Raw genomic sequence first — 19,403 nt, 5'->3', positions numbered from 1 at the left:
CAGACCCGCGCCCGCCGATCAATCCCCGACCACTCCCGGCCCACCTGCCCCTACCGCCCCGCGCCGCAGCGTGCTTGCCGCCGCCCTAGGGGTCGCGGCGGCCGCGACCGTAGCGGCCACGTCCTCGCTCACGGTCGTCACCTCCGCGTCCGCCGCCGCACCCGGAGGCGGCCCCAAGGGCGGGAGCCCCTCCATCGACTACCACGCCTGGACCACCCTCACCGACTGGCGGCGCGGCAGCGCAGCGGGCACCCGGGTCCGGCCGGGGGCACGCCCCGGCGTGGTCATCGACCGTCCCGTCGGCACCTTCGAGTACACCGACCCGCACACCCACACCACGGCCACCTGGGAGTACGCCACGTGGACCGCCCTGGTCCGCGACCTGCCCACGCCCGCGACCGAACTCATCGCCTCCTGGAACGCCCGCACCCCCGCCGGCACCTGGCTCCAGGTCGAGCTGCGCGCCGCCTACACCGACGGCACGAGAACCCCCTGGTACGTCCTCGGCCGCTGGACCTCGGGCGACGCGTCCGGCGACATCCGGCGGACCTCCGTCGACGGACAGGGCGACGGCAGGAGCAACGTCTCCACCGACACCCTCGCCATCGACAAGCCCGAGAGCGGACTGCGTTTCACCTCGTACGAGCTCCGCCTCACCCTCCACCGCAAGCCGGGAACCGATCTCACCCCGACGGTCTGGCGGCTCGGCGCGATGGGTTCCGACATCCCCGACCGCTTCACGGTGCCCGCCTCGCGGCCGGGGGAGGGGGCGGGACGGACGCTGCCGGTGCCGCGCCACTCGCAGGAGATCCACAAGGGGCAGTACCCCGAGTACGACAACGGCGGCGAGGCGTGGTGCAGCCCGACCTCCTCGCAGATGGTCCTCGCGTACTGGGGCCGCGAGCCCACCGCCGAGGACCTCGCCTGGGTCAACCCGGCCTACGACGACCCACAGGTCTGCCACGCGGCCCGCTTCACCTACGACTACCAGTACGCGGGCTGCGGCAACTGGCCCTTCAACGCCGCGTACGCCGCCACCTACCGCGACATGCAGGGCCTGGTCACCCGGCTGCGGTCGCTGCGCGACGTCGAGAAGCTGATCCGCGCACGGATCCCCGTGATCACCTCCCAGTCCTTCCTGGCCGCCGAGCTCGACGGCGCGGGCTACGGCACGGCGGGACATCTGATGTGCGTCGTCGGCTTCACCGAGGCGGGTGACGTGATCGCCAACGACCCGGCGAGCCCGTCGAACGCGGCGGTCCAACGCGTCTACAAACGCCGCCAGTTCGAGAACATCTGGCTGCGGACCAAGCGCTACAACGCGCAGGGCCAGGTCCGGAGCGGCTCGGGCGGCGTCTGTTACCTCTACTTCCCGACGCGCCCGGCGCCGCGGCAGATCGCGGCACTGGCCGAACTCGGCATCCGCTGAAGGCGAGTTGCCGGGAGCTCCTGGACGGCTACCCCACCGACGCTGGAATTCGGGCGTCCGTACGATCGTCGCGACGCATGCGCATCACGGCACCACCCGTATCGCAGGCGTCACTTCATTCATACGGTGCTGGAGGGGAACGCAACCATGAGTCGGGTCACCACTGTCCTGCCGGGCGTCTTGCCGGGAATCCGTCGGGCCCGGAAGGAGGAGAGGGAGGAGATCAGCCGGCTGCTGGGCGAGGCGTTCATGGCGGACCCGGTCAGCGGCTGGGTCTTCCCGGACGAGGAGCACCGGCGGACCGTCCACCCGCGCTTCTTCGGCGTGTTCCTGGACGCGGCGCTGCGCGACGGCTGGGTCGATGTGCTGGAGGACCACTCGGCGGCCGCGCTGTGGCTGCCGGTGATGGTGGGGGAGACGGCCGGTGCCGGAGCGGGTCACGGTGAGGACGACGGTCACGACGAGATGACCGAGGCGCTGGCGGCCGCGGACCCCGGCAACGAGCGCACCCGGATCGTGGGCGAACTGACGGCGCTCGCCCATCCGATGGACCGGTCGCACTACTACCTGCCGAACATCGTCGCCGCCCCCGGTCGCACGGGCGGGGGGCGGGGCAGCGCGCTCCTCAAGGCCGTACTGGAGCGTTGCGACCGGGAGGGCATGCCCGCGTATCTGGAGGCGAGCAACGCGCGGAGCAAGGCGCTGTACGAGCGCCACGGCTTCGTCTTCACGGGCAGGACCGTCGACCTGCCGGGCGGCCCGCCGATGTGGCCGATGTGGCGGGAGCCGCGCGGCTGACCCGGGTGTGCGCCACGGCCGGGGCGGCTGACCGCAGGTGAGCCCCCGGCCGGGCCCCCGGCGCGGCATCCCGCCGGGGGCCGGCTTCGGGGTACCCCCGCACGCCTGTCACCTCGCCCCTTCATATGATCATTTGGGTGATGTGATCGATGATGTGGTTCATAACGTGATGGATCGCGCACACCGACGCACCGAGAAGTGATACCGAGGGCCTGCGGGCCGTGTGGAGAACACCCGATGAGGGAGACGCATGTCACGCGTGTGGGTGGTTTCGCACGGCCTCCGAGGACGCACCCCCAGGGGGCGCGGGGGAGTGGTGGCCAAATGCGGACCGCCGATTTCCACTTGCTTCTTCCATTCGAACGAACGATCAGTAGCCTCTGCTCAAGACCCCTGCGATGAGCTGGAGAGACAGACTGATGGAGCGTCCGATCTGGGCCCCTCATGGCATCGACCTGTCCGTGCCGAGCGTGTCCCGCATCTACGACTACTACCTGGGCGGCTCGCACAACTTCGAGGTCGACCGTGAGGCCGGACGACGGGCCGTCGACGCTTTTCCGGGGCTGCCGAAGATCATGCAGGCCAACCGGGCCTTCATGCGCCGCGCCGTGCGGTACGCCGTCGGCCAGGGCGTGACCCAGTTCCTCGACATCGGCTCCGGCATACCGACGTTCGGCAACGTCCATGAGATAGCCCAGGCCGCGGCCCCGGAAGCCCGGGTCGTGTACGTCGACCACGACCCGGTCGCCATCGCGCACAGCCGGGCCGTGCTGGCGGGAGACGAGCGGACCGATATCGTCGCCGCCGACCTGCGGACGCCGCATGACATCCTGGCCGCCGAGGAAGTGGCCCGGCTCCTGGACCTGCGCCGGCCGGTCGCGTTGCTGCTCGTCGCCGTGCTCCACTTCACGGAGGACCGGGACGAGCCCTGGAAGGCGGTGGCCGAGCTGCGTGACGCGCTCGCGCCGGGCAGTCTGCTGATCCTGACCCACGCGTCGACCGACGAGGGTCCGATGAAGCCGGAAGAGGGGGAAGAGGTGCAGGGTGTCTACCGCAGGGTCGGCTCCCCGCTGCTGATGCGTTCGAAGGGGGACGTGGCGCGGTTCTTCGAAGGGTTCGAGCTGCTCGAGCCGGGCCTCGTGCCCATCTCGGCATGGCGGCCCGACGTGGACGACGACTCGGCCGAGTGTGCCGGTTACGCGGGAGTGGGGCGCAAACCGTGACCATGACGCCGGGCGTCAGGACGCCGGTCGGGGGCGGCGCGGGGAGAAGCGGTACGCAGGTGCGTACCGGGGCCGGGAACACGGCCCTGGGCGGGGCCGGGGACATAGCCGTGGATAAGGCCGTGAACAGGACGATGGACAGGGCAACAGGCGGTACGACGGGCAGGTCCGGCGGGGGCGGGACGTGGGAGGGCGGCATCGGGGCGCAACCTGACGGAAGCGGGAACGGGGGTGGGAACAAGGGCGCCGCGCGGTCCTACGGCGACGCCACGGTGTTCGGCGACGCCACCGCCCGGGACGACCGTCTCCAGCGGTTCGCGGCGATCTGGAGCCGGGCCGTCTACCCGGCCACGACGACGTTCATGACGCGCGCCGAGTTCGAGGACTACCTCGTACCGCTCGCGGGCCTGCTCAGCGAGAGCCTGCGCGCGCAGCCCTTCGACCCCCGGCCCGCCGCCGAGGTGGGCGTCGCCCTGATCCGGGCGCACTGCACCGACCCCGACGCCCTCCCGCTGATCCTCGACGTCATCGACGCCTACCTGGTGTTGTACTGCCCGCCCGACGACGCGATGCCCGCCGAGGAGAGCCGCACCCGTTGCTCCCGCCTCCAGCACGCCGTGGCCGCCGGCTTCGCCGGTGCCCTGCGCGAGCGCACCCGCGTCGAGCAGGAAGCGATCTCCCGCGCCGCGCTCGCCGCGGCGGCCGAGACCGAGCGGGCCCTGCACACGAGCGAGGCCCGGTTCCGCGCGGTGTTCGAGGGCGCGGCCATCGGCATCGGCATCGCCGACGTCAAGGGCCGCATCACGGACGTCAACGAAGCCCTCACCCGCATGTTCGGCAGCATGGAGCACCAGGTCAGGGGCCGCAACGTCGGTGAGATGGTGCACCCCGACGACTCGCCCGAAGTCTGGGGCCTGTACCGGGAACTGGTCCGCGGCGACCGCGACCAGTACCGCGTCGAGAAGCCGTACTACCGCACCGACGGCAGCGTCCTGTGGACCGACCTCACGGTCTCCCTGCTCCGCGACGCCGCGGGCGAGCCGCAGTACCAGCTCGCGCTCATCGAGGACATCACCGAGCGCCGCGTGCTGCACGAGCGGCTGCGCTACGAGGCCACGCACGACGCCCTCACCGGCCTGCCCAACCGCACCCTGTTCTTCGAGCGCCTCGACCGGGCCCTCGAACCCGGCGGCGACGGCGCCCGCTTCGGCCTGTGCTACCTCGACCTCGACGGCTTCAAGGCCGTCAACGACAGCCTCGGCCACGCGGTCGGCGACCAACTGCTCCTCGCCGTCGCCGAACGGCTGCGCTCCTGCGCCACCGCGCCGGACGAACTCGTCGCCCGTCTGGGCGGCGACGAATTCGTGGCCCTGGTCACCGGCCCCGCCGCGCAGAGCGACGTGACCGCCCTCGCCGGCCGGATGCTGGCCGCCCTCGCCGAGCCCGTGACCATCGACGGCCGCGACCTGTCCGTACGGGCGAGCATAGGCATCGTCGACGGACCGGCCGGTGAACTGGGCGCCGCGGAAGTGCTGCGCAGCGCCGACATCACCATGTACCGCGCCAAGGCCGCCGGCGGCAACCGCTACGAGCTCGCCGACGCCGACTCCGACGCCCGCGTCATCGCCCGGCACAGCCTCACCAACTGCCTGCCGGCGGCGCTCGACAACGGCGAGTTCTTCATCGAGTACCAGCCGCTGGTACGGCTCACCGACGGCACCGTACGCGGCGCGGAGGCGCTCGTCCGCTGGCTGCACCCGCTGCACGGGGTGCTCGGCCCGGACCAGTTCATCCCGCTCGCCGAGAGCACCGGACTCATCGTGCCGCTCGGCCGCTGGGTGCTGGAGGAAGCCGCCCGACAGGCCCGCGCCTGGCGCAGCGAGGGCATGTGCCGGGGCCCGATGCGGGTCAACGTCAACCTCTCCCCGTCCCAGCTGCGCTACCCCTCCCTCGTCCCCGACACGGTCGCGGTCCTGAAGAACGCCGGCCTGGACCCCTCGGCCCTCTGCCTGGAGGTCACCGAGAACGCGCTCATCGGCGCCGACGAGGAAGAGCTGCGCCCGCTGCGCCAACTCGCCGACATGGGCGTGGACATCGCCCTCGACGACTTCGGCACGGGCTACTCCAACCTCTCCTACCTGCGGCGGCTCCCCGTCAGCACCCTCAAGCTCGACCGCTCGTTCACCCGCGGCATGCAGTGCTCACCCGCGGACCCGGTCGACGTGAAGATCGTGGAGGGCATCGTCTCGCTCGCCCACACCCTCGATCTGTCGGTCACGGTCGAGGGCGTGGAAACCGGGATACAGGCCGACCACCTCCGGTTACTCGGTTGCGACACCGCACAGGGCTGGTACTACGCCCGCCCCGGCCCGCCGGAGCGCCTCCACACGCTCTCGCACGTGGACGCCACCACCTGAGGGTCCCGCCCGTCCAGCACCCGTGTCTCCTCATCGGTCAGCAACCGCGACCGGATCAGGAACCGCACCCCTTCGGGGGCCTCGAGCGAGAACCCGCTGCCGCGCCCGGGCACCACATCCACCGTGAGGTGGGTGTGGCGCCACCGCTCGAACTGGTCGGCCGACATCCAGAACCCGACCGCCTCCCCGGCCCCCTCGACGTCCAACTCCGCGAGCAGCACATCGGAAGCGCCCGTACGGAACTCCCCCCGCGGGTAACACATCGGCGAGCTGCCGTCACAACACCCGCCGGACTGATGAAACATCAGCGGCCCGTGCTCCGCGCTCAGCCGTCGAAGCAACCGTGCCGCACCGGGCGTGAGCGCGATCCGGGAGACGCTGTCGTCCATCGGGCCCGTCGTACTCACCGGGCGTATCGAACTCATCGTGCACCCCTCCTCCAGGCCGGCCCGACCCCCCGCCGGGCACCCCGACAGCCTGCCTCGCGCGCCGCGCTGATCGCCAGGGGGAGGAAAGTGGCGGACGCCCCTTGACTCGGGACAAATAGTGAGGAAAATAACGAATACACCAGAAAACCAGAGCGAGCCGCACCATCGGCGAAGACGTTCGTCGACGAGCGTGACCACTTGTTGGCTCTGGCCAGGCCCCCGGCAGATCCTCCCGATCCCGGAGCGTTCAGCGACGGCTGGAAACTCACGGGATGGAGAAGGACTACCGGGGACTGCCTTTTGTGTGCGTCCGCTACTCAGAGTAGTCAAATCCATGCGATGTGCGACGGGTGTGTTGGGTTCGCCCGCTACGTACCTCTGTCTTCTTGGAACACCCCACCCTGGGCAGGGGTGCCTGCCCGCAGACGCCGGTCGCCGGCGTCCTCATCCGGCTGGAACTCCCGCGTGGGGAGCGGCGCCCAGTGCGCACGGGGTTCGGGAGGTCCGTTCCGCGTGGACAGGTCGGCGGTCGTCACTCGAATGGAGCACTCGATATGACGGCGGGAGGGGGTCACCGTACGGTTATGGGTCCAGATGTCCGACCCGTCGAACATCTGATCCCCCTCATGGAGGTCACCATGAACCGTCTTCGAATCCACGCCCTCGCAGCGGCCCCCATAGCCCTGCTGATCGGCCTGGCGGTCCCGGCAGCGGCAGCCGCAGCGGAAGACCCGCAGCCGAACACGACGAAGGCCGCGGTCTGCGACGCGCCGGCCCGCGACGCCGTCCTCACCGCCCAGGAAGGCATCGCGCTCAAGAAGTGCAGCGACAGCACGAAGGCCGCCCAGCCCAAGACCTGGCACTGGATGGGCAACTACGGATCGGTCTACGACGTGGCCAACGCGGCCAACGGCGGAGGGATCGGTGCCGGTGAGGTCATCACGCAGTACCTCAACGGCCTGTACCCGACGTTCATGTTCTACTGACCGTCAGTAGGGCCCGCACGGACACGGCCGACAGTCCCGCATGGCCGAAAGACGATCGTCAACCGCACGCCGTCATGGCGTGCGGTTGACGGCGGGATGCGGAAGCGGACCGGGCCGATCGACACCCCGCGCCGCCCAACGCCTCCCGGAACCGGCCGCCGTGATCCGGCACAACCGGAACGCCGGTTCCACAGGCAAACGTTCCTTGATCGCCTACGACCACTGAAGTCAGCGGACTCCTTGATCTAGACTGCGCCGACATGAAGGCTCTCGTACTGTCCGGCGGGGCCGGAACCCGCCTGCGGCCCATTACTCACACCTACGCCAAGCAGCTTGTCCCCGTGGCCAACAAACCTGTGCTCTTCTACGGGTTGGAGGCCATCGCGGAGGCCGGCATCAGCGAGGTCGGCATCGTCGTCGGCGACACGGCCCCCGAGATCCAGCGGGCGGTCGGCGACGGCTCCGCCTTCGGCCTCGATATCACCTATATCCAGCAGTCGGCGCCCCTCGGCCTCGCCCATGCCGTCCTGATCGCACGGGAGTTCCTCGGCGACGAGGACTTCGTCATGTATCTCGGTGACAACTTCATCGTCGGCGGTATCGCGGATCTCGTGGACGAGTTCCGGGGCACCCGGCCCGACGCGCAGATCCTGCTCACCAAGGTGGCCGACCCCAGTGCCTTCGGCGTCGCCGAACTCGACATCTCCGGCAAGGTGGTGGCCCTGGAGGAAAAGCCGGCCGCCCCGCGCAGCGATCTGGCCGTGGTCGGCGTCTTCCTGTTCACCCCGGCCGTGCACGATGCCGTGCAAGGGATCGAGCCGTCCGCGCGTGGCGAGTTGGAGATCACCGACGCCCTGCAGTGGCTCATCGACCATGGGCGTGACGTCCGCTCCACGACCATCTCCGGTTACTGGAAGGACACCGGGAACGTCATCGACATGCTGGAGGTCAACCGCGCCGTGCTGGAAGGCGTCGAGGGCCGCATCGAGGGCTCGGTCGACGCGGCCAGCGAGATCATCGGCCAGGTCACGATCGAAGCCGGCGCCGAGATCCGGGGCTCGCGGATCGTGGGACCGGTCGTGATCGGCGCGAACACGCAGATCATCGGTTCCTACGTCGGCCCGTCCACCTCGATAGCGCCGGACTGCCGGATCGAGTCCAGCGAGATAGAGTTCTCCATCGTCCTGGCCGGGGCCACGGTCCAGGGGGTCCGCCGCATCGAGAGTTCGCTGATCGGGCGGGACGTCGAGGTCACCCCCGCCACCGGTGTGCCGGCGGCCCATCGGCTGGTTCTCGGGGACCACAGCAAGGTGCGTATCTCGTCATGACCACCACCAGGATCCTGGTCACCGGCGGTGCCGGCTTCATCGGCTCCCACTACGTCCGCACCCTGCTCGGCCCGCAGGGGCCGGCCGGGGTACAGGTCACCGTGCTCGACAAACTGACCTACGCCGGCAACCCGGCCAATCTCGACCCGGTGCGTGCGCACCCCGGGTTCGCCCTCGTCCAGGCCGATGTCTGCGACGCCGCGGTCGTGGACCGGCTGGTCGCCGAGCACGACCAGATCGTGCACTTCGCCGCAGAGTCGCACGTGGACCGATCGATCCTGGGCGCCGCCGAGTTCGTCCGGACGAACGTCAGCGGTACGCAGGTCCTGCTCGACGCGGCGCTGCGCCACCACGCCGACGGCCGGGGCGTCTTCGTCCACATCTCCACGGACGAGGTGTACGGCTCCATCCCGCACGGTTCCTGGCCGGAGACGCACCCGGTGTCGCCCAACTCGCCCTACGCGGCCTCGAAGGCGGCCGCCGATCTGATCGCCCTCGCCTACCACCGCACACACGGTCTCGACGTCCGGGTGACCCGCTGCTCCAACAACTACGGCCACCACCACTTCCCCGAGAAACTGATCCCGCTGTTCATCACCCGGCTGATGCAGGGACGCACGGTCCCGCTGTACGGGGACGGGCTCAACGTCCGCGACTGGCTGCACATCGACGACCACGTCCAGGGCATCGAGCTGGTCCGCACGAAGGGCCGTCCCGGCGAGGTCTACAACATCGGCGGCGGCACCGAACTCACCAACAAGGAGCTGACCTCCCTGCTGCTGGAGGCGTGCGGAGCCGGCTGGGAGTCGGTGGAGTACGTCACCGACCGCAAGGGCCACGACCGCCGTTACTCGGTGGACTGCGCCAAGATCACCCAGGAGCTGGGCTACCGGCCGCGCAAGGACTTCGCCACCGGGCTCGCCGAGACCGTCTCCTGGTACCGCGAGAACCGGCACTGGTGGGAGCCGCTGCAGCAGCGCGCCGAGCTGGGAGCGGCGGCCGGGTAACCGCCCCGGTACCCGGTCGCGCGGGCTTGCGGGGCCAGCCCGGCGGCCGGTGGCCGCCGGGTCACCGACCGCGGCCGGGACGCAGGGCCAGGACGTGGTGGCTGGGCCGTCCTCCCCGGACCGTGGTGGACGACACCTGCCGCAGGGAGGTGGAGGCCCTGCGGCTCAACGACGAGGGGTCCCGCCCACTCGCAGTGAAGGCCTGGAGGCCTGGAGGGCGGCCCGAGGGTCCGCTGACCTCCCCAGGAGGCCCGAGGTGCTCCGATGGGCCGCCAGACGGCCACGAGGGCCCGCGAGACGGCCCGGGACGGTGTCCGTCACGTGGACGGCGGTGACAGTGTGCCGGTGACCGCCTCCCGGGTCACCGGCCGGAGCGACCACTGACGCGGAACGCGCCCGGCGGACAGCGCGGGCATGTCGGGGAACACGACTGCCGGTCCGCGCTGTCCGCCGGGTGGAACACGTCCGGTCCTCTAGTCCTCGGGAACGCTGGCGACGCCCGGTGGCAGGAACCGCCGGCCCGTCACCCGCTCCGACACGCCGACCCGGTCGAGGTACGGCGTGATCCCGCCGAGCCAGAACGGCCAGCCGACGCCCAGGATCAGGCACAGGTCGACGTCCTGCGGTTCGGCCACCACACCCTCGTCCAGCACCCGCCGGATCTCGTCGGCGAGCGCCGCCGATGTCCGGTCCAGCAGGTCGGCCGGAGTGGACGGTGACGACCCGGCCTGCCACAGTGCCGCGACCTCGGGGTCGAGGGTCTTGTTGCCCTCGGCGTCCCAGAGCCACACGGAGGTCTTGCCCGCTTCGACGAGCCGCCGCAGGTTCCCGCTCACGGCGAACCGGTCGGGGAACGCCGTGTGCAAGGTCTCGGCGACGCGCAGGACGGCCGCGGGACCGACGAGCTGCAGCAGACCCAACGGTGTCATCGGCAGCCCCAGCGCGTCGAACGCGTGGTCCGCCGACTCGAACGGCATGCCTTCGTCCAGGGCCGCCACGACCTCGCCCAGGAACCGGGCGAGCACCCGGTCGACCACGAACGCGGGCGCGTCCGAGACCACTACGCAGGACTTCCCCAGCTTTTTGCCCAGCGCGAGCGCCGTCGCCACCGTGGCGTCGTCGGTCCTGTCCGTGCGAACGACCTCCAACAGCGGCATGGCGGCGATCGGGTCGGCGAAGTGGAACCCCACCACCCGCTCCGGGTGCCGCAATTTGACCGCCGCTTCAGCGACCGACACGCACGACGTGGTGGTCGCCAGAACGCATCCGGCCGACACGTATTCCTCGATCTCCGCGAACACCCGCTGTTTCACCGAGAGGTCATCGTCCCCGGCCTCGACGACGAAGTCGGCCCCCCGGAGCGCTTCCCTGTCCGGCGAGCCGGATACCAGTGCCTTGACGCGGTCCGCTTCGTCCCGCGACATCTGTTCGCTGTCGAGCAGCGCGTCGACGTCGGTGTGCACGCGGCCCACGCCTTCGTCCACACGGGCCCGGTCGGCGTCGGTCAGCACGACCGGGACGTCCAGCTGTCGCGCGAACAGCAAGGCCAGCTGCGAGGCCTTGGGACCCGCACCGACGATCCCGAGACTTTCCACCGGACGCGCCAGTGAGTCGTCGGGTGCGCCCGGCTGCATGGCCGTGCGCCACTGCACCAGGCTGAACGCGTACAGGCTGGCACGCGACTCGTCGCTCATCAGCACGTCGGCCATGGCTTCGGACTCGGCCGGGTAGCCGCGGTCCAGGTCGTTGTGGCGGGCGAAGTCCAGCAGTTCCACAGCCCGCAACGGTCCCGGCGAGGCGCCGTGGGTCTTGGCTTCGACGAGCGCGCGCGCCCGTGCGATCGCCGCGTCCCAGCCCGCGCCGCGGTCGAACTCGGGGCGGGGAACCGTGGTGTCGCCGTTGACCACACCGACGAGCCAGCGCAGCGACCGGTCGAGGTAGTCGGCCGAGTCCAGCAGCACGTCCGCGATGCCCAGTTCGACGGCCTCCACGGGCTGGAGCATCTTGTTGTCGAACGCGTTCTCGATGATCACGGTGACCGCGCGGTCCGGACCGATCAGGTTCGGCAGCCGCTGCGTGCCGCCCCAGCCCTGGAACAGGCCGAGGGCGCACTCCGGAAAGCCGATCGCGGGGACGTCCGAGGCCACCGTCCGGTAGTGGCACGACAACGCGAGTTCCAGTCCACCGCCGATCGCCACCCCGTTGACGAACGCGAACGTCGGGATCTCGGAGTCGGTGAAGCGGCGGAACGCGTCGTGGCCGAGCTTGCCGACGGTCAGCGTGGTGTCGCGGTCCATCCCGACGGCGGCCAGGTCGGCGCCGACGGAGAAGCAGAAGGGCTTGCCGGTCACCGCGATCGCCGCCGGGTCCGCGGCCAGCGCCGCGTCGAAGGCGGCGTCGATGCTGCTGAGCCCCTCGCGGCCGAACGTGTTCGGCTTGGTGGGGTCGAGCCCGTTGTCCAGGGTGATCAGCGCGACCGGTTTCGCCAGCCCGGGCACCGCGACCACCCGGGTGGTCGCGCGGGTCACGACTTCGTCTCTCACTTGCCCCTCCAGTGTGGGTTCTGCCTGATCATGGTGGGTCCCCGGACGGCCGACCGGGAACGGCTGTCACCGCACCGCGCACACAGGGGGTTGTCGGCGCACCCGGCACCGGTCCGGGCGAGCGGGTGGGCAGCGCGACGGCACGCCCGTGTCGCCGCCTGCCTCACCACACGATCGGGAGGGAGAGCGGCCCCTGGATCGTGTCGCCCGGTGCAAACGGGATCTGGTCGACCGGGCCGGCCAGGCGCAGGTCGGGCAGGCGGGCGAACAGGGCCCGCAGCGCGATCTCCATCTCGACCCGCGCGAGGTTGTGACCGAGGCAGAGGTGGATGCCGTGGCCGAACGTGATGTGGTGGCGCGCCGAGCGCGTCAGGTCCAGCTCGTCGGGGGCCGGGTAGACGGCCGGGTCCCGGTTGACCAGCGAGGTCGCGAAGAACACCGCGTCGTCGGGGCGGATGACCACCCCGCCGATCTCTATCTCCTTGGTGGCCACCCGGGCCAGGCCCTCCACGATGGAGAGGAAGCGGAGGAGTTCGTTCACGGCGTTCGGGAACAGCGAGTCGTCGGCCCGCAGCGCGGCGAGCTGCTCGGGGTGCTCCAGTAGCGTCAGGGTGCCCAGCGTGATCATGCTGGCGGTCGACTCGTGACCGGCGATGAGCATGAAGATCGCCAGGCTCACCGCGTCCTGGCGTTCCAGCTCGCCCGCTCGCATGTGGGCGACCAGGGTGTCCAGCAGGTCGTCACCCGGCTCGCTCTCCTTGCGGGCGATCAGTTCTCCCATGTAGGTCATGAGTTGAACGGCAGCACCCGCGGCCTCCTCACCCGTCGTGGCGCGCAGCAGGAGCGAGGACTGTTCCTCGAAGAATTCGCGGTCGGAGTAGGGCACACCGAGCAGCGCGCAGATCACGCTCGACGACAGCGGGAGCGCGAACTGCGTCACCAGGTCGGCGGTCGGGCCCTTCTCGACCATGTCGTCCAGCAGCGTGTCCACGAGCTGCTGGATGTGCGGTCGCAGGTCGCCGACGCGCTGGTTGGTGAACCTCGGCATCAGCATGCGGCGCTGGGCGTGCTGCTCGGGGCCGTCGGTGCCGAGCAACGGGGTGCGGCGCTGTTCGAGCGGGATGGCCGCGAAGCGCGGCGAGGTCACGGGGAAGGCGGGGTTCTCGCGGACCGACGACAGACGCTCGTCGGTCAGCAACTGCCGTGCCTCGGCGTGGCCCGTCACGACCCACGCTTCGCGCCCGTCGTAGAGCTTGACGCGGGAGACCGGCCCCTCTTCGAGCAACGGCTGGTAGCCGGTGGGCGGGTGGTAGGGGCAGGATCGTTCCTGCGGAAAGGAAACGGCTTCTGTCACGTCTGAACCTCTGTCACGTCTGAACCCCTCAGGCGAATATCGGTCCCCGGCAGCGACTGTGCCCAGGAACTGGATCATCCCGGTGCGCCCCTGGCCGGTCAACCGCGTTCGGTCGTGAGCGGGTTCACCACGACGCCGGGCCGCACGGTGCGCCCGCGTGCGCAGGCCCCGTCCCCTTCGGGTTTCCGGCTCCTGCCCGTGCCGCGGGCCGAGGCTTCGGATTCCGATGCCGTTGTGTGGACAACGACTTCTCCAACGGCCGCGACCTGCGACGATGCGGTCGTCGGCACCCCGGGGCGCCCAACTGACCTTGGGCGGGAAGGGCCGTCCGTGTCAAGATTGATCAAGGTTCTTCAACTACCTTGACGTGCCACTGATGTCGGGTATCGTCCCTTGTACCTGCGGTCCGAACAGGCGCAGGCAGTTTGGGGGGACGATGAGGGCATGTTCGTGGAACGACAGGCGCGGAGACGCGTCGGCGCGTCGGGCAAATCCCCGACCGCGCCAATGAGTTCGTTCGCGGTACACGTGCCGTTCGTCGTCGTGTAAGGCGCCCGCTCGCTCTTCGATGCCAACGTGAACCAGACGCGGCTTCGAGGGAGATCACGCTGAGAGTGTGACCCGGCGAATGTCGGTGGGCGACGGAGCCCACGCGGCGCATGGTTGCACCGCCGTCTTGATCCGCTGTCGGACCGACACGCGACGTTGAAGTCCTTTCCTGATCGCCGCACCCTCTCGGTCGTGGCCTTTCTCGATCGGGATGTCGGGGGTTTGAAAGAGGGCTTTTCTGTGCAGAGCAACGACATCGCCATCATCGGCATGGCCTGTCGGTTCCCCGGAGCTGACGACTACCGCCAGTTCTGGGCCACTGTGGAGCGCGGCCGCGCGCACATCGGCGAGGTGCCCGGAAGCCGCTGGGACTGGCGGGCGTACGCGAACACCGAGGGCCCGGGAACCAGCAGGTGGGGCGCCTTCCTGACGGACGTGGAAGCCTTCGACGCCGCGTTCTTCCGTGTGTCTCCGCTGGAGGCGGAGAGCATGGACCCGCAGCAGCGGATCATGCTGCACCTCGCCTGGTCCTGCTTCGAGGACGCCGCCGTGCGCCCCGGTGAGCTGGCCGGCAGCGACGTCGGGGTCTTCCTCGGCGCCTTCAACCTGGACTACAAGGGGTTGCAGGAAGCGGAGGTGCGCGAGCCTGCCGCGCACTACGGCACTGGGACGGCGGGCGCCGTCATCGCCAACCGCGTATCCCACTTCTTCGACTTCACCGGTCCCAGCGTGACCGTCGACACGGCATCCTCCGCATCGCTGGACGCCGTGCACCTGGCCGTGCAGTCCCTGCGGCAGAAGGAATGCAGCGTCGCGATCGCGGGCGGCATCAGCCTGGTGCTGACGCCCGCGCGGACCGTCTCGTTCTCCAAGGTCGGGATGCTGTCCCCGACCGGCTCCTGCAAGACCTTCGACGAACGCGCGGACGGGTACGTGCGCGGCGAGGGCGGCGGCCTGGTGCTGCTCAAACCGCTCGCGGACGCCCTTCGCGACGGCGACAGCATCCACGGTGTGATCAGGGGCAGCGCCGTCAGCCACGGCGGGAGGACCCGCAGCCTCACCCATCCCAGTGCCGACGCGCAGGCCAGGGTCATCTCGACGGCTCTCGCCCAGGCGGGTGTCCCGCCGGAGACCGTCAGCTACGTCGAAGCGCACGGCACCGGTACGCCGACCGGCGACCCGATCGAGATCCGCGGACTGGTGGAAGGCTTCCGGAAGGCCCGTGGCGACGACGCGGGCTCCGGACCGTACAACTACTGCGGCCTCGGCTCGGTCAAACCGAACATCGGCCACCTCGAGCCCGCCGCGGGGATCGCGGGCGTCATCAAGGTCCTGCTCTCGATGGCGCACGAGAAGATACCCGGCCTGCCGGACTTCACGAAGCTGAACCCCGCCATCACGCTGGAAGGGACCCCCTTCTACATCGTGGATTCCCTGCGGGAGTGGGAGGTGCAGCGCTCGGAGGCGGGCGAGCCGGTCCCACGCCGCGCCGGGGTCAGCTCGTTCGGCTTCGGCGGGACGAACGCGCACGTGATCCTGGAGGAGGCGCCGCCCAGGGAGCCGATCGCGCCGCAGCCCCGTCCCGCCTACCTCGTCTGCCTGTCCGGCAGGACCGAAACGGCGTTGCGGCGCCGGGCCCGGGACCTGGCCGACTGGCTCGGGCGGTCGGGGACCGACGTCGACCTGATGGACCTCAGTGCCACCCTGCTGCTGGGACGGGAACACCTCGGCGTCCGGGCGTCGTTCGTCGTGCGGAGCGTCGCCGAACTGCGGAACAAGCTGAAGCGCTTCATACGCAAGGGCCACGCCGCCAACTGCTTCCACAACCTCGGTGAGGGCAGGAGCGCGCCCGCGAAGGCACTCCGGCCGGAACTCCCGGACTTCCACCTCGGGGCGGAGGTTTCCGCACCCGAGTACGTCCAGCACCTCTCCGCCCTGGCCGAGTCCTTCGCCGCGGGCGCGGACCTCCACGGGCGCGACCTTCTCGCCGAGGTCCGGGCCGAGAAGCTCCGGCTGCCGACGTACCCGTTCGACGAACAGCGGTTCTGGATCACGGCCGACACGGCGCCCGACTCCCCGTCCGAGCAGCTCCCCCCGAAGCCGAGTGGCCGGCCGGAGGTCGCGGACCTGGTCCGGGCCGACCTCCGCCGTATCGCCTGCGGCGTCCTCAAGCTGTCGGCGGACGGCATCCAACCGGCTGACAAGCTCTCCGACCTGGGCTTCGACTCGGTCGGCAACACCCGGTTGGCCTCCGAGCTGAGCGAGCACTACGGGATCGAACTCACACCGTCGGACCTCTACACGCACTTCACGTTGGGCATGCTCCAGGACCACCTGGTCCAAGATCACAGCGAAGCCGTGGCGCGGACGTACGCGGGGACCGAGGATCCGCTGCCCGTGCGGCAGGACACCGCCCGGTCGTCGCGGCCGGAGCCCGGTGCCGCACCGGCCACCGCTCCCGGCGAGGACGACATCGCCATCATCGGTCTGAGCGGACGCTTCCCGCAGGCGCGGACAGCCGATGACCTCTGGGACATCCTCGCGGGCGGCCGGGACGTGGTCGGGCCCCTTCCGGCGGAACGACGGCGGGACTGGGCCGGCGCGCCCGGCGACCAGGAACCCCAGGGCGGATGGCTGCCCGGCGCGGCCGAGTTCGACCCGCTGTTCTTCGAGATCGTCCCCAGCGAGGCCGAGGCCATGGACCCGCGGCAGCGACTGCTGCTCCAGGAGTCGTGGCGGGCACTGGAGGACGCGGGCTACGGCGCCGGGAAGCTGCGCGACAGCACGATGGGCATGTTCGTCGGTGCCGAACAGGGCGACTACCAGCGGGTCGCCGGCAGCGGTGAAACCCTCACCTCCGCCCACGACGGCATCCTGGCATCGCGCCTCGGGTACTTCCTGAACTTCTCCGGACCGGTCCTCACGATCAACACGGCGTGCTCGGCCGGGCTGGCCGCTGTGCACCAGGCCTGCGTGAGCCTGCGCACCGGCGAGTGCGACACCGCGCTCGCCGCGGGCGTCAACATCCTCGCGACCTCCCAGTTCTTCCAGCACGCCAGCCGGGCCGGGATGCTGTCCGACGACGGCGTCTGCCGCCCCTTCGACAAGCGCGCCAACGGGATGGTCGTGGGCGAGGCGGTCGCCGTCGTGGTGCTGAAGCGCCTCTCGAAGGCGCAGGCGGACGGGGACCGGATCCACGCCGTCATCAAGGGAAGCGGCATCAACTACGACGGCCGTACGAACGGGATCACCGCGCCCAGCCGGTCGGCGCAGTCCTCGCTGCTGCGTTCCGTGTACGAGCGGTTCGGCATCGACCCGGGCGGGATCGAGCACGTGGTGGCGCACGGCACCGGCACCCGGCTCGGCGACCCCATCGAGGTGAACGCCCTCGCCGACGCCTTCGGCCGGTACACCGACAGGAAGCAGTACTGCGCACTGACCTCGGTCAAGAGCAACCTCGGTCACACCCTGGCCGCGTCCGGGGTGGTGAGCCTGATCGGCCTGGTGCAGTCGCTGCGGCACGAAACCCTGCCCGCGAGCCTGCACTGCGAGCAGGACAGCGACTACATCGACTGGGCGCGGAGTCCCTTCTACGTCAACAAGGAGACCCGTCCCTGGAAGGGCGGGCCCGGCAGCAAGCGGCTGGGGGCAGTCAGCTCCTTCGGAATCAGCGGAACGAACGCCCACGTCGTCGTCGAGGGGTACGACGCGCCGGAGGCCGTGGACACCGGTGATCCCGCGCGGCCCCACCTCCTCGTGCTCTCGGCCAAAACCGCCGAGGCGCTGACGGCGGAGGTCGCCGAACTCCTGGCCTTCCTGGAGAACAGGGGCCAGGACAAGGGCGATCTCGCCCGGATCAGCGCCACCCTCCTCGTCGGCAGGCACCACTTCGCGCACCGCTGCGCACTGCTCGCGGCCACGCCCGAGGAAGCCGTGCGACTGCTCCGCCAGGTACGCGAAGGACAGGAAGCACCCCACACGTTCCAGGGCGTGCGTCCCCGGGACTTCGCACCTCAGGCCGCGTTCGCCGAGTACGCCAACCAGTTGGTCGCGCGTGCGGGCGACCCGGCCGGCGACCGCAGCAAGCACCTGGACACCCTGCGCGCGCTGGCCGACCTGTACCGCCAGGGCTACGACCTGGAGTGGGAGGGCCTGTTCGGCGACCGGGTGCCGCCGGTCACGTCCCTGCCCACCTACCCCTTCGCCCGTGAGGAGTTCTGGACCGACGGGCCGTACCAGCCCGCGGTGGAGCAGCCGCCGACCGCGGGCCGCGGAAGCGAGGACCTGCACTTCTACGTGCCGCGCTGGGTGGCGGAACACACCACGGCGGAACCGGGCTCCGAAGCGGGCTCCGGGTCGACCCTGCTCGTCTTCGACGACGAACCGGCACGCGTCGCGCTCTTCCGCCGGCATCATGCGGGACCCGTGATCCAGGTGCGGGCCGGCGCGTCGTTCGAAGAGCACGCCGCGGACCACTACGTCGTCGACCGGCGCAGCCAGGCGGACTTCGACCGGCTGCTGACCGCCGTGGACCTGCGGGGGCGGATGCCACTCGCCGTCGCCAACCTCTGGCCCCTGGCCTCGGACGGTTCGGACCGCACGATCGAGCTGGAGAGCCTGCTCCACTTCTTCCGGGCAGCACACCGCACCGGGCTCGAACGCGAACTCCATCACCTGTCCGTCGTGCCGGGGGAGCAGGGACCCGCCGGGGCGGCGGCGCAGTCGCTCTCGGGGTTCGCGCGCGCCATGACCCCCGTGAACCACCTGATCCGGATGAACACCCTCCAGTTCGACGGGGTGCGGGACGCCGAGTCCGTGGTGGTCGGGGTGCTGGACGAACTCCGCGTCGCGGAGGGGACGTCCGCCCGCGGCGGGCAGGAGGTCCGGCGTGCCGGTGGCGTCCGTTCGACGAGGGTGCTGCGGCGGTGGACCGGTGGCGTGGACCCCGTGTCGTCCGGCCTGCCCCTGAAGGAGAACGGCGTCTACCTCATCAGCGGCGGAGCGGGCGAACTCGGCGGGCACCTCGGCAGGTACCTGGCCGAGCAGTGCCGGGCGAGGCTCGTCCTGCTCGGCCGCAGGGCACTGGACGCGGGCCTGCGGGAGAGGATCGCGGCGCTGGAGGCGGCGGGCGCGCAGGTCGAGTACCTGCGCTGCGACGTCGCCGACCGCGACGCGGTGCGCGTCGCGCTGGACGCGGCCCGGGCGCGGTTCGGCCCTCTGGACGGGGTCTTCCACAGCGCGGGCGTCATGGGGGGTACCGACGCCCTGTCCGCGACGAAGGCCGACTTCGACGGGGTCCTGGCGCCCAAGGTGCACGGAACCGTCCACCTGGACGAGCTGA

General features: G+C 70.6%; 10 protein-coding genes and 1 pseudogene (1 of these 11 cut by a window edge). 8 read left to right on the top strand and 3 right to left on the bottom strand.

What is annotated here, in order from left to right:
* Positions 1 to 70 precede the first annotated feature (70 nt).
* From FHS38_RS11990 to FHS38_RS11975, 4 genes are all read left to right on the top strand, one after another.
* On the top strand, positions 71 to 1,429 hold the full coding sequence (locus tag FHS38_RS11990) for a C39 family peptidase (RefSeq protein ID WP_308433520.1): 1,359 nt from the start codon (positions 71 to 73) through the stop codon (positions 1,427 to 1,429).
* 147 nt (positions 1,430 to 1,576) lie between these two features.
* Positions 1,577 to 2,227, top strand: coding sequence for a GNAT family N-acetyltransferase (locus FHS38_RS11985; RefSeq protein ID WP_184733520.1), 651 nt, complete (start codon positions 1,577 to 1,579; stop codon positions 2,225 to 2,227).
* A 419-nt stretch (positions 2,228 to 2,646) separates the two neighbouring features.
* The gene (locus tag FHS38_RS11980) at positions 2,647 to 3,450 is read left to right on the top strand and encodes an SAM-dependent methyltransferase (protein WP_184733519.1); all 804 of its coding nucleotides are present in this window, start codon (positions 2,647 to 2,649) and stop codon (positions 3,448 to 3,450) included.
* A 122-nt stretch (positions 3,451 to 3,572) separates the two neighbouring features.
* The gene (locus FHS38_RS11975; RefSeq protein WP_229822390.1) at positions 3,573 to 5,867 is read left to right on the top strand and encodes a putative bifunctional diguanylate cyclase/phosphodiesterase; all 2,295 of its coding nucleotides are present in this window, start codon (positions 3,573 to 3,575) and stop codon (positions 5,865 to 5,867) included.
* A 26-nt stretch (positions 5,868 to 5,893) separates the two neighbouring features.
* On the opposite strand, the pseudogene FHS38_RS11970 reads toward FHS38_RS11975, so the two are convergent.
* Positions 5,894 to 6,256 (bottom strand): annotated as a pseudogene (locus FHS38_RS11970) (DUF779 domain-containing protein); the annotation flags it as partial.
* A gap of 677 nt (positions 6,257 to 6,933) precedes the next feature.
* On the opposite strand from FHS38_RS11970, the gene FHS38_RS34840 reads away from it, so the two are divergent.
* The 3 genes from FHS38_RS34840 to rfbB all read left to right on the top strand — a co-directional run bounded on the left by FHS38_RS34840 (position 6,934) and on the right by rfbB (position 9,616).
* On the top strand, positions 6,934 to 7,281 hold the full coding sequence (locus FHS38_RS34840) for a hypothetical protein (protein ID WP_221494895.1): 348 nt from the start codon (positions 6,934 to 6,936) through the stop codon (positions 7,279 to 7,281).
* A gap of 260 nt (positions 7,282 to 7,541) precedes the next feature.
* On the top strand, positions 7,542 to 8,609 hold the full coding sequence (locus tag FHS38_RS11960) for a glucose-1-phosphate thymidylyltransferase (RefSeq protein WP_184733518.1): 1,068 nt from the start codon (positions 7,542 to 7,544) through the stop codon (positions 8,607 to 8,609).
* Complete coding sequence (gene rfbB, locus FHS38_RS11955; protein WP_184733517.1) at positions 8,606 to 9,616, top strand: dTDP-glucose 4,6-dehydratase; 1,011 nt, start codon at positions 8,606 to 8,608, stop codon at positions 9,614 to 9,616. Before FHS38_RS11960 ends, rfbB begins: the two co-directional genes overlap by 4 nt.
* A gap of 473 nt (positions 9,617 to 10,089) precedes the next feature.
* Here rfbB and FHS38_RS11950 read toward each other — a convergent pair whose 3' ends face one another.
* Both FHS38_RS11950 and FHS38_RS11945 read right to left on the bottom strand, forming a co-directional pair.
* Positions 10,090 to 12,159: a 3-hydroxyacyl-CoA dehydrogenase NAD-binding domain-containing protein gene (locus FHS38_RS11950; RefSeq protein ID WP_229822389.1), complete on the bottom strand. Its 2,070-nt coding sequence runs from the start codon at positions 12,157 to 12,159 to the stop codon at positions 10,090 to 10,092.
* A 163-nt stretch (positions 12,160 to 12,322) separates the two neighbouring features.
* The gene (locus FHS38_RS11945) at positions 12,323 to 13,513 is read right to left on the bottom strand and encodes a cytochrome P450 (protein WP_229822388.1); all 1,191 of its coding nucleotides are present in this window, start codon (positions 13,511 to 13,513) and stop codon (positions 12,323 to 12,325) included.
* Positions 13,514 to 14,302: 789 nt separating this feature from the next.
* Here FHS38_RS11945 and FHS38_RS11940 point away from each other — a divergent pair.
* Positions 14,303 to 19,403, top strand: the beginning of a protein-coding gene (locus tag FHS38_RS11940; protein WP_184733515.1) for an SDR family NAD(P)-dependent oxidoreductase. The gene runs 22,667 nt beyond the window's last position; only the first 5,101 of its 27,768 coding nucleotides appear in the window; it begins with the start codon at positions 14,303 to 14,305; the stop codon falls past the right edge of the window.

Origin of the sequence: Streptomyces netropsis (assembly GCF_014203545.1) — a bacterium.
Classification (GTDB): Bacteria; Actinomycetota; Actinomycetes; order Streptomycetales; family Streptomycetaceae; genus Streptomyces; species Streptomyces netropsis.
This window is presented reverse-complemented; position numbering and strand designations above follow the sequence as displayed.

Coding starts and splice junctions, on each gene's coding strand:
- rfbB (WP_184733517.1), top strand. CDS start 8,606: ATGACCACCACCAGGATCCTGGTCACCGGCGGTGCCGGCTTCATCGGC.
- FHS38_RS11980 (WP_184733519.1), top strand. CDS start 2,647: ATGGAGCGTCCGATCTGGGCCCCTCATGGCATCGACCTGTCCGTGCCG.
- FHS38_RS11960 (WP_184733518.1), top strand. CDS start 7,542: ATGAAGGCTCTCGTACTGTCCGGCGGGGCCGGAACCCGCCTGCGGCCC.
- FHS38_RS34840 (WP_221494895.1), top strand. CDS start 6,934: ATGAACCGTCTTCGAATCCACGCCCTCGCAGCGGCCCCCATAGCCCTG.
- FHS38_RS11985 (WP_184733520.1), top strand. CDS start 1,577: ATGAGTCGGGTCACCACTGTCCTGCCGGGCGTCTTGCCGGGAATCCGT.